The 10,517-nt window shown below is 70.2% G+C and carries 10 protein-coding genes; 8 read left to right on the top strand and 2 right to left on the bottom strand.

Going from position 1 to position 10,517, the window contains the following annotated elements:
* Positions 1–1,259 (top strand): amidase (locus VF794_RS18255; protein ID WP_331112116.1); only part of this gene is annotated, 1,259 nt, incomplete at its 5' end.
* Here the strand turns inward: VF794_RS18255 and VF794_RS18250 are convergent.
* The gene (locus VF794_RS18250) at positions 1,256–1,921 is read right to left on the bottom strand and encodes a hypothetical protein (protein ID WP_331112115.1); all 666 of its coding nucleotides are present in this window, start codon (positions 1,919–1,921) and stop codon (positions 1,256–1,258) included. The genes VF794_RS18255 and VF794_RS18250 overlap by 4 nt on opposite strands.
* Before the next feature lie 247 nt (positions 1,922–2,168).
* Between VF794_RS18250 and VF794_RS18245 the strand changes: the two genes are divergently transcribed.
* The gene (locus VF794_RS18245; protein ID WP_331112113.1) at positions 2,169–3,821 is read left to right on the top strand and encodes a glycosyltransferase family 39 protein; all 1,653 of its coding nucleotides are present in this window, start codon (positions 2,169–2,171) and stop codon (positions 3,819–3,821) included.
* A 134-nt stretch (positions 3,822–3,955) separates the two neighbouring features.
* On the opposite strand, the gene VF794_RS18240 is transcribed toward VF794_RS18245, so the two are convergent.
* Positions 3,956–4,150 (bottom strand): hypothetical protein, encoded by a 195-nt coding sequence (locus VF794_RS18240; RefSeq protein WP_331112111.1) that lies wholly within the window; start codon positions 4,148–4,150, stop codon positions 3,956–3,958.
* A gap of 363 nt (positions 4,151–4,513) precedes the next feature.
* On the opposite strand from VF794_RS18240, the gene VF794_RS18235 reads away from it, so the two are divergent.
* The 6 genes from VF794_RS18235 to VF794_RS18210 form a co-directional block, all read left to right on the top strand.
* The gene (locus VF794_RS18235) at positions 4,514–5,089 is read left to right on the top strand and encodes a polysaccharide biosynthesis/export family protein (RefSeq protein WP_331112109.1); all 576 of its coding nucleotides are present in this window, start codon (positions 4,514–4,516) and stop codon (positions 5,087–5,089) included.
* A gap of 48 nt (positions 5,090–5,137) precedes the next feature.
* The gene (locus tag VF794_RS18230) at positions 5,138–6,286 is read left to right on the top strand and encodes a hypothetical protein (protein ID WP_331112107.1); all 1,149 of its coding nucleotides are present in this window, start codon (positions 5,138–5,140) and stop codon (positions 6,284–6,286) included.
* A gap of 42 nt (positions 6,287–6,328) precedes the next feature.
* Entirely contained in the window at positions 6,329–7,750 is a 1,422-nt protein-coding gene (locus tag VF794_RS18225; RefSeq protein WP_331112105.1) for a GumC family protein, read from the top strand.
* A 43-nt stretch (positions 7,751–7,793) separates the two neighbouring features.
* Complete coding sequence (locus tag VF794_RS18220) at positions 7,794–8,531, top strand: CpsD/CapB family tyrosine-protein kinase (RefSeq protein ID WP_331112104.1); 738 nt, start codon at positions 7,794–7,796, stop codon at positions 8,529–8,531.
* Between the two features lie 89 nt (positions 8,532–8,620).
* Positions 8,621–10,006, top strand: a complete 1,386-nt coding sequence (locus VF794_RS18215; RefSeq protein ID WP_331112102.1) for a sugar transferase — start codon at positions 8,621–8,623, stop codon at positions 10,004–10,006.
* 97 nt (positions 10,007–10,103) lie between these two features.
* The coding region (locus VF794_RS18210; RefSeq protein WP_331112100.1) for a gluconeogenesis factor YvcK family protein at positions 10,104–10,517 on the top strand (414 nt) is incomplete at its 3' end.

Here is a 10,517-nt window from a genome sequence, read left to right as displayed (position 1 = left end):
AGGACCTCGATGGCTATGTGGGAGGAGAGCCCTTCACCGGCTCGTGCAAGGCGCTGGTGGGCTTCGTTCCCCCTCAGGACTCGGAGCTCATCGCGCGCCAGCGTCGCACCGGCGTCATCTTCGTCGGCAAGACCAACACGCCCGAGCTGGGGCTGCTCGGCACCACCGAGCCGGCGCTGCGCGGGCCCACGCGCAACCCGTGGAACCTGAACCACTCGACCGGGGGCTCCAGTGGAGGCTCGGCGGCGTGCGTGGCGGCGCGGATGGTGCCCATGGCCCACGCGGGGGACGGTGGTGGCTCCATCCGCATCCCCGCGTCCGCCTGCGGCCTCTTCGGGCTCAAGCCTACCCGCGCTCGCAACCCCGTGGGCCCGAGCAGCAGTGAGGGCTGGGGCGGCTACGTCCAGCAGCATGTGCTGTCGCGCAGTGTGCGGGACAGTGCCGCCATGCTCGATGCCACCCAGGGGCCCGAGGCGGGCGATCCCTATGCGGCGCCTCCGATCGCCCGGCCCTTCCTCCAGGAGGTGGGGACCCCGCCCGGACGTCTGCGCATCGCCTTCTCCACCGGCTCGCTCTTCGGGAAGAACGTCCATCCGGACTGCGTCGCGGCCGTGAGGGACGCGGCGAAGCTCTGCGCGGAGCTGGGCCACGAGGTCATCGAGGACGCCCCCCGGCTCGACTGGGCAGAGCTGGTGCGCGCCTACCTGGTGAACGTCGCGGCCAACGTGGCGCCGACGCTGGAGGAGATTGGCCAGCTGATGGGCAAGCCTGTCACTCCCGAGGACTTCGAGCCCACGACGTGGGCGCTCTCGCAGATGGGCCAGATGCTCTCGGCGACCGATCTGCAACGCTCGCGCAATGCCACCCACCGGGCGGGCCGGGCGATGGCGACCTTCTTCGAGCGCTACGATCTCTTCCTCGACGCGTCACTGGCCTATCCGCCGGTGCGCATCGGGGAGCTGGCGCTCAAGCCGGTGGAACTCGCCGCGCTGCGCGTGCTGCGTCGGGTGCCGTTGAAGCCCGCCTTCATGAAGATGTTCGACGACCTCGCCGCCAACAGCCTGGAGCGGACGCCCAACACGCAGCTCTTCAACCAGACGGGGCAGCCGGCCATGTCCGTGCCCCTGTACTGGAATGGCGCGGGCCTGCCCATCGGGGTGCAGTTCGCTGCCCGCTTCGGAGACGAGGCCACGCTGTTCCGGCTCGCGGCGCAGTTGGAGCAGGCTCGGCCGTGGGCGGGGCGGAAGCCTTCCGTCTAGACGCGCCCGATGAACAGGGTGTGCATCGGTCCGCCACCCTTGCCGCGCGCGGGCGTCTCCACCACCTCGGTGTCGAAGCCCGCGCGTTTCAGCCGGTTGGCGAAGAGGTGGTCCGGCGAGGCCGACCACACCACCACCACGCCGCGCGACTTGAGCGCGCGCCGGATGATGGCCAGTCCCCGCTCGCCGTAGAGCCAGCGGTTCTGCTCCTGGGTGAGCGCCTCGGGGCCGTTGTCCACGTCCAGGAGCACGGCGTCGTACGTGCCGTCCGCCTCGCGCAGCAGCTCGCCCACGTCCCGCGTCTCCACCTTCACCCGCGCATCCTCGAGCGGCCGCCCGGCCAGGGGCGCCAGCACGCCCTGGTTCCACGCGACCACCGCCGGTACCAGCTCCGAGACCACCACCTCGGCACCCGGCGGCAACCGGTCCAGCGCGGCCCGCACCGTGTAACCCAGCCCCAGGCCTCCCACGAGCACCCTCGGATGCTTTCCCTTGAGACCCGTGCAGGCCACCTCGGCCATCTTCTCCTCGGAGCCATGCTGCCGGCTGGACATGAGCTCGCGGCCGTTCACGCGGATGGCGAACTCCTCACCCCGCTGATGCAGCACCAGCTCGCCACCGCCCGGAGCGGGCGCCCGATCGATCACCTTCCACGGCTTCATCGCCCGGCACCATAGCCCGGCCCGCGGGTCATCGGGGGGCTCGCTGAACATCCCTACCTGGCCGAGGCGTACCACCAGGGCTACTACCGGAAGAACCCGCTGCGGTACCGCTTCTACCGCGCCACGTGCTGCCGTGATGCACGCCTGAAGGCGGTCTGGGGCGCGGAAGCGCCGAAGGGCTCGTCTCACTGAGGCACAACGCTTTGGCGTCAGTCCGCCAGGAGGCTCCTGGTAGCATCCGCGCCCCATGTCACGCACCTCCCGTGCTAGCGCCGTCGCCTTCCCCCTCCTCGGGCTCCTGCTCGTGTTGCATGGGCTGCTCTTCTTCCCGATGCGGGTGGACGACGCCTTCATCCTGTTGCGCTACGCGGAGAACCTCGCCGCGGGCCACGGGCCCGTCTTCAACGTGGGCGAGCGCGTGGAGGGCTTCACCAGCCCCGCGATGGTCGTGGTGGAGGCCGCCTTCCTGCGCCTCGGGGTGGAGCCGCTCCTGGCGGTGAAGGTCCTCGGGCTCCTGTGGGGGCTCGTGCTGCTGTGGGCCACCATGGCCCTCGCCCGGGAGCTGTATGACTCGCCGTGGGCCCGCATCGTCGCGGGGCTCCTCGTGGCGCTGCACACCGGTGTCGCCGTGGCGTGCGTCAATGGCCTCGAGACGGCGCCCTTCGCCGCCCTCGTGGCGCTCGGCCTGTACTTCCACGTCCGCGCCCGCTCAGCCCGGGACGAGGGCGCGGCGGGACTGGCGCTCGCGCTGGCGATGCTCTTTCGTCCGGAGGGAGGGCTGCCGCTGGTCTTCGTCGGCGTGAGCGCGCTGTGGCGGTGGCGCCGGGAGCCCGACCGCTGGCGGCGCTGGGTGGCCTTCGCCCTACCGGCCCTGGTGCTCGTGGTGCCCGTCTACCTCGCCAAGGCGGCGTGGTTCGGCTCGTTCACCCCCAATACGCTGCTCGCCAAGGTGCCCCGCGCCGAGCTCGGGGCCCGCCTGGCTTCCGGGCTCTCCTACCTGGCCAGGTACGGCACGACGCACCATGGCTACCTCGCGCTGCTCGGCCTGTGGTTGCTCGCGTTCAAGGCGGATCGTCGCTTCCGCTTCCTCGCCGTGTTGGCCACCGTGTGGGTCGGCTATATCGCCTCCGTTGGAGGCGACTGGATTCCCCACGCCCGGTTCCTCATTCCGCTGGTGCCCATTGCCTCCGTGGCGATCGCGACCGCCCTCGTCTTCCTCTGGCGGGTGCTCGGAGAACGCCTGCGCGAGGCGGTACGGGCTCCGGTCCGGGTGGGCCTCGTGCTCCTGGCGAGCGCGGCGGTGCTGCCCGCCGCCCTGCTCCAGTCCCAGGAGGTGCTCGATCAGGTGCAGCTGGACACCCTGGCCTCGCTCCAGGCCCGCGAGCCGATGGGCGCGTGGCTGACGTCCGTGGGCGGGCAGGGCGCCTCGGTGGCGATGCTCGACGTGGGGGCCGTGGCCTACCGCTCCGGGCTGCGCATCATCGACACCGGCGGCCTGACGGATAAGCGGGTGGCGCGTGTGATGCACGACAGCCGGGGCGTGTACCAGGGCCACCTCTTCTTCCCGGATTCCGAGGGCGCCGCGCGGATCGCCCAGGTGGTGCTCGGGGATCGCCCCTCGTTCCTGGTGCTCCTCCTCAATGGAGAGTTCCCCTACTTGCTGGAGGATGCCCAGCGGCCAGCGGGGATGCCACCCGTGAGCATGCGCGTGGCCTACCGGCAGGATCAGGCGATCCTCTTGAGCCCGGGCTTTGGCGAGGACTACGAGTACCTCTGCCACGTCCCCTCACAGCCCTCGGGGTATGGCTGGGTGTGGCACTACAACGTCTTCGTCCGCAAGGGCGTCTCGCTCGCTCAGCGCCCCCGGACCGATGCGGAGGGCTTCACGTACTGCTTCTGAGCCCCCGTGGGGGCTTTCGGCCACGTCCAGGCCTCGTCCGCCACCAGGCGAGCAGAGCGCCTGCTCGCCTGGTGATCCTCTCCGGTGCCCACTGCCCTCGCTTCAGCCCGGTGTCGGAACTTTCTTCCGGTCGTTCAGGCCTCCTTCGCCACGCCAGCCGGCGCCGCCTCCTTGTTCCCGTTCAGCGCGGAGCTGCCCGCGAACAGGCCCACGCCCATCAATGCGAGCGAGGCCGCCTCCGCGAAGGGCCCCAGCACCGAGCCGAGCACCGTCATTCCTACCGTCCCCACCGTGAACATCGCGATCACCGCCCCCGCCACCTTGCTCATAGCCGCCGTCCGCCCCCTGAAGTTCACTCCGAACCGGTCCGAGCCCGGTTCCGTCGCAGGTGATTCAAACGGCGTGCCGCGCTTCCGCGCGAGAGAGTGGGAAAAAAACCGGGACACCTTGGGAAGCGCCGTTCCCTCTTCGAGGGCAACGAGGGCAGTGGTGCGAGTCCGCCCCGAGGTCCGATGTCGGAATTTTTTCCCGGACACCCACACCGGTTCCACCTCAGTGCCTCGCGTAACCCACGGTGATCCCGAGACTTTGCCTGCGTGGGGCCTTTGGCACACCTGCTGCTAAGGCCAACCCCCGAACACGTAGCCCCGTCCTTTTGGTTGAGAGGCCGGGTGCTTTGGGAGAGGCGAGCGATGGGAAAGATGAGCGCGAGGTGGTGGGCGGTGCTGGGGTTGCTCCTCCTGTCGGGGTGTGCCCACCGCACGGCGCAGGTGGACAACTCGGACCAGCCGTACCGGATCGGCCGGGAGGACATCCTGGACGTGGCGGTGTGGCGCGATGCGGATCTCTCGCGCACGCTGCCGGTGCGGCCGGATGGTTTCATCTCCCTGCCCATGGTGGGTGAGGTCCGCGCCGAGGGGCGCACGCCCGATGAGCTGGCGGCTGAGATCCGCGAGTCCCTCAAGTCCTATGTGCAGGAGCCCCGCGTGACGGTGATCGTCCGCGAGGTGAACAGCAGCCGGGTCTTCATCACCGGAGAGGTGACCCACCCGGGCGCCTATCCGCTGCGCGGTCGCGTCTCCATCCTCCAGGCCATTGCCCTGGCGGGAGGCTTCACGGACTTCGCGGATCGCGAGGGCATCGTCGTCCTGCGCCGCTCGAGCGCGGACGGCAAGTACATCCCGGTGAGCTACAGCGATCTGGTGGACGAGCCGGAGAAGTTCGAGCCGCTCATCCTGCGGCCGGGTGACACCATCATCGTCAAGTAGACGCGAAGCGTGGGCTTGGGGTCGGAGTGCGGGGATGGAGGGTGTGCCGTGAGACGTTCATGGAAGGGCCTGGCGACAGCGGCGGTGGTGGGGTGTGCGCCGGCCGCGCTCGCGGCCACGGTGGTGGAGCCTCGGGCGCGACTGACGCTGGAGGAGCGCTACGACGATGACTTCCGGCTGAGCGCCGGGGGGAGCGGCGGCCAGCTCATGACGAAGCTGACGCCGCGGATCGGGCTGGACGTGAAGGATCCGACGCTGACGCTGGAGAGCTTCTACGCGACGGATCTCCTCCTGCGGCACGGTTCCGGCAACGTCTCGCTGGATCACCGCGGGGGGCTGTCGGTGCGCAAGCTGTTGTCGCGCCGCCTGCGGGTGGAGGTGTCGGGGAGCGTCTATCGGGTGACCGATCCCGCCTCCCTGCCCCGCGAGAGCGTGGCCCGCGCGGCCGAGCCCGTCCTCTACGGGCAGACGCGGGTGTACGTCTCGGGGCGGCTGAGCCGGCGGGCGGACGTGGGTGCCGGCTACGGCATGGAGGGCGTGAAGGTGCTGGAGGGCGGGCACGCCACCGGCTTCGTCCATACCCCGTTCGTGGAGGCGTGGCTGCGGGCCACGCGGCGGTTGTCGCTGGGGGCCGAGTACCGCTACCAGGCCTTCCTCTACGGCGAGGAGCTGGATCAGTCTCACGGCGTCTTCGGGGCCCTGCGCTACCGACTGACGCGGCAGACCACCGCCACGGTGCGCGCGGGGCCGGTGTCCTATCTCGGGTCGGACGGTACCCGGGGGCTGATGCCCCGGGTGAAGCTGGAACTGCTGCACGAGGCCGGGCGCTTCGATCTGGGCTTCGTCGCGGGGCATGACCTGGTGGGCGCCAGCGGCTTCACCAACTCGCTGTGGGCGGATTACGCGGGCCTGGTGGTCAACCACCACTTCAACTCGCGGCTGTCCGTGTACGGCGTCTCCAGCTTCTTCCGCAACGGGCGCGCGCCGGGAGAGGGCGCCTTCACGTGGAGCGGAGGGGCCCGTGTGGCCCAGGGCTACGCGCTGGGGGCGGGCGTCGAGTTCAAGATGAATGAGTACCTGTCGATGCAGGGCACGGTGGATCGCATCGCGCAGGTGGGTGTGGACAGTGCCGCGGTGGACGTGGTGGGCCTGACGCGCAATGTCGCGGCGGTCCGCCTGCACATGACGGCGTTCTAGAGAGCACAGGGGGCACAGGTGGAGCCAGGAGGAGGAGTGCACATGGAGCGAGGGATGACGGCAGACCAGGTGCTGAAGGCACTGTGGCGCCGAAAGGTGCTGGTTGGGGCCATCGTGCTGGGCTGCTTCGCGGTGGGTGCCGCCATCGTGTTGGCTCAGCCGAGTGTGTACGAGGCGACGGCGGTGGTACGGGTGCAGCCGCATCGGCTGGGCGAGGAGATGGCGCAGCGCACCGTGAGCGAGCTGGTGGAGCAGCGGCTGCTCACCGTCCGCCAGGAGCTGATGTCGCGCCCCGTCCTCGAGAGGGCCATCCAGGAGATGAACCTCTATCCGGACATCGTGTCCGAGGACGGCATCGAGGCCGCCGTCATCCGCATGCGCAAGGACCTGACGGTGCGCGTGGAGGGGGAGAGCGCCTTCGAGCTGACGTACGCGCACCGGGATCCTCAGGTGGCGGCGCAGGTGGCCAACCGGCTGCCGCAGCTCTTCGCCGAGCAGGCGCAGAAGTCGCGTCAGGACCAGGCGGCCCGGGCCACGAAGCTCTTCGAGGACGAGCTGGTGTCGCTCTCCAAGAGCGTCACCGACTGGGAGAAGAAGATCGCCCAGTTCAAGGTGGACCACATCGGCGAGCTGCCCGAGCAGCTCGAGATGAACATGCGCGGGCTGGAGCGCGTGGGTGCGCTGATGCAGACGAAGTCCGAGGAGCTGCGCGTGGCCGAGGCGCGCCGCTCGGAGCTGGCCCGGGCGCGTAACGCCGCGGACAGCGAGGCGGGCCGGCTGGAGTCCGCCGAGCACTCCCTCACCCAGGCCCTGGTGGCCGCCCGCTCCTCGTGGACGGGGGATCACCCCGAGGTGAAGCGCATCAACCAGGAGCTCTCCTCCATGCGTGAGAAGCGCAAGGACGCCGAGAGCCGCCAGTGGGTGGAGCGCCAGGAGCGCACCCGCGTGTCCGAGCTCATCACCACCATCCAGAAGGACATCGAGGCCCTGCACCAGCAGGCCAGGGGCTACCAGGAGCGGCTGGATCGCACGCCGAAGTGGGCCCACGAGCTGGGCGTGCTCCAGCGCGACTACGAGATCGCCCGCACCAAGTACCAGAGCGTGGTGTCTCGCCGGGTGGAGGCGGAGATCGCCCAGGACCTCGAGGCCAAGAGCGCCGAGAGCCTCTTCCACGTCATGTCCACGGCCGGGGTTCCGACGACGGCGGCCAGGCCGGACCGGATGAGCGGCCTGCTCATCGCCTTCCTCGTCTCCCTGGGTCTGGGCATCCTCACCGCGGTGGTGCTGGAGATGCGCGACGACAGCATCCGCGACACGCAGGAGCTGCGTGACCGGCTGCCCCTCCCCGTGCTGGCGGTGGTCCCGAACATGCATGGGAAGGCGGAGAAGCGGGTGTTGATGCCCGCGACGGGAGCGCGCAACGGAGTGGTGACGCCGTCTTCATCGGACTCGCCGCTGAACTGAGTGGGAACTTCGAGTGCACAACGCGGAATCCGGGAGGAATGAGATGGAGCAGACGATGGAGCGGGCGGGGAATTTCCTTCCCCGGGTGGACGATGCGGCGGGTTCTCCCAACGCGGTGGACAGGCGGGTGGTGTCGCTGACGGCGCCGGCCTCGGGTGCGGCGGAGCAGTACCGCAGCCTCTACTACCGGTTGGAGCGGATGCGCGAGCTGCGGCCGCTCAAGGTGGTGGGCATCACCTCGGCCATGCCCGGCGAGGGCAAGACGGTGACGACGGTGAACCTCGCCCTGGCGGCGGCCCGGGCCAACCCGGAGCGGCGCATCCTGCTCATCGACGCGGATCTGCGTCGGGGGCAGGTGGCCGAGGTGCTCGGCATCCGCAACCGCCCGGGTCTGGCGGAGCTGCTGGCCGGGGAGTGCGAGGTGCGTGACCTGGTGCGCCGCTTCCAGTCCACGCGCATGGCCGTCATCACCGCCGGCACCGCGCCGGAAGAGCCCACCCAGGCGCTCGCCAGCGCGAAGATGAAGCAGTTCCTCAAGGTGGTGCGCGAGCACTTCGACGAGGTGTACGTGGATCTGCCGCCCACGCTGCCCTTCGCGGACTCGGCCATCCTCGGCCACCAGACGGACGGTCTGCTGATGGTGGTGCGGGCCAACGTCACCCCGGCCCGCTCGGTGAGCCAGGCCGTGGAGCAGCTCGGCGGGGCGCCCGTCCTGGGCTGCGTGCTGAACGGGGCGGAGATGAGTGACACCCCGTACTTGAAGAACTACGTCCGCAAGTAGGGACGTGGGGGGGACCCGGCCGCGCGAGAGGGGCTTCGCGCGGCCGGGTGGTCAAGGCAGAGGGCGTCGAGGTGGTCGGAGGGACATACGTGCTTCGGGTTTTCCATCATTACTTTTCGTCCAGGAAGCTGACGCTCTTCCTCATCGAGGGGCTCTCCATCGCCCTGGCCTGTCTGCTGGGCGCCGCGGGCTGTTCGGTCCTGCTGGCGCCGGCGAACGCGGACCTGCCGCTGGCGCAGTCGTTGCCGGCGCTGCTGCTGCTGGGGGCCACCTTCGTTCCCACGTACCAGTTCTCGCTCTACCTCATGGATCTGTACGACCTGAGGGTGGCTGCGGAGGACCGGGGCCGGGGGGCGCGCCTGCTCAAGGCGGCGGGCGTGACGACGGCCTTCGTGGGTGTGTTGATGCTGCTGGCGCCGCTGGTGCTGCCGGTGAGCATGCCGCCGGGGGCGCTGCTGGGCGGGGCCATGGGGGCCCTGGTGGGCACGATGCTGGTGCGTGCCTCGCTGCGCGCGGTGGTGGGCGTCCCCAGCCGGGTGCTCATCGTCGGAGACGGTCTCAAGGCGCGCTCGGTGGCGAGCGCCATCGAACAGGGTGGGGAGGACAGCTTCCGGGTGGTGGCCCTGGTGGATCCCCGGCGGCTGGAGCTGGAGGGCCGCGAGCCCGAGCAGGTGGACGTGATGGCCGAGCGGCTCGGGGCCCAGTTCGTGGTGCAGGCCGCGGACGACATGCGCGGGGCCAACTGGATGGACGCGCTGCTGCGCTGCCGTCTGGCCGGGCGCCGGGTGTATGACGCCGCCGGCTTCTGCGAGCGCGTGCTGCGCCGCATCCCCGTGGCGCACCTGCGCACCAGTGACTTCGCCTTCGCGGACGAGCTCACGGTGACGCCGCTGCGGCGGATGGCCAAGCGGGTCTTCGACATCGCCGTGGCCTCGGCGCTGCTGCTGTGCGCCGCGCCCTTCCTGGTGCTGGTGGTGGTGGCCATCAAGCTGGACTCCAAGGGGCCGCTCTTCTACCGGCAGGAGCGCGTGGGGCTGGGCGGCAAGAGTTACGGGCTGTGGAAGTTCCGCAGCATGCGCACGGACGCGGAGAAGGACGGCGCGGTGTGGGCCCGGGCCAATGACGACCGTGTCACCCGGGTGGGCCGCTTCATCCGCAAGACGCGCATCGACGAGATTCCCCAGGTGCTCAACGTGCTGCTGGGAGACATGAGCTTCGTGGGGCCTCGGCCGGAGCGCCCCATCTTCGTCGAGCAGCTCAAGCAGCAGATTCCCTTCTACGGGCTGCGCGAGGCGGTGAAGCCGGGCCTCACCGGGTGGGCGCAGATCCGCTACCCGTACGGCGCCTCGGTGGAGGACGCGCGCAACAAGCTGGAGTTCGACCTGTACTACGTGAAGAACGGCTCCCTGTTCCTGGACATGGGCATCATCTTCCACACCGTGCGGCACGTGTTGCTGGCGCGGGGGGCGCGGTAGAGCGGTACGGGCCGGGCCACGGTGGCTCGGGTGTGTGGGTGACACCGCCGGGGGGGCCCGGCGGTGGTGGTTTGGATGGGCGTTGGAGGGATGGGACATGCTCGAGTCGTCGGAACTGCCTCTCGAGGAGGCGCTGGAGTGGGAGGCGCGCAAGGAGCGCCGGACGGGCAACCGCAACGAGCTGCTGCGGACGCTCGATATCCGGCCGACGCGGATCGTCGCCATGGGGGGCGGGACGGGGTTGCCCATGGTGCTGCGCGGCCTGGCCCGGCGCGCGGATCCGAAGCTGGGGGACCCGGGCCTGGACATCACCGCCGTGGTGGCGATGAGTGATGACGGGGGGAGCTCGGGCCGGCTGCGGCGCACGCGGGGCACGCTGCCCCCGGGGGACGTGCGCAACTGCCTGGTGGCCCTGGCCGGGGGCAAGGCCAACAGCCCCTTGAGCGAGGTGTTCCAGTACCGCTTCGCCGGGAAGAAGGGGCTGGCGGGCCACGCGGTGGGCAACCTGATG

Origin of the sequence: Archangium sp., assembly GCF_036389735.1 — a bacterium.
Taxonomy (GTDB): domain Bacteria; phylum Myxococcota; class Myxococcia; order Myxococcales; family Myxococcaceae; genus Archangium.
This window is presented reverse-complemented; position numbering and strand designations above follow the sequence as displayed.

What these genes read in the sequence shown, in the direction of transcription:
- VF794_RS18250 (WP_331112115.1), bottom strand. Translation starts at nt 1,921, where the DNA reads ATGAAGCCGTGGAAGGTGATCGATCGGGCGCCCGCTCCGGGCGGTGGC.
- VF794_RS18245 (WP_331112113.1), top strand. Translation starts at nt 2,169, where the DNA reads ATGTCACGCACCTCCCGTGCTAGCGCCGTCGCCTTCCCCCTCCTCGGG.
- VF794_RS18240 (WP_331112111.1), bottom strand. Translation starts at nt 4,150, where the DNA reads ATGAGCAAGGTGGCGGGGGCGGTGATCGCGATGTTCACGGTGGGGACG.
- VF794_RS18235 (WP_331112109.1), top strand. Translation starts at nt 4,514, where the DNA reads ATGGGAAAGATGAGCGCGAGGTGGTGGGCGGTGCTGGGGTTGCTCCTC.
- VF794_RS18225 (WP_331112105.1), top strand. Translation starts at nt 6,329, where the DNA reads ATGGAGCGAGGGATGACGGCAGACCAGGTGCTGAAGGCACTGTGGCGC.
- VF794_RS18220 (WP_331112104.1), top strand. Translation starts at nt 7,794, where the DNA reads ATGGAGCAGACGATGGAGCGGGCGGGGAATTTCCTTCCCCGGGTGGAC.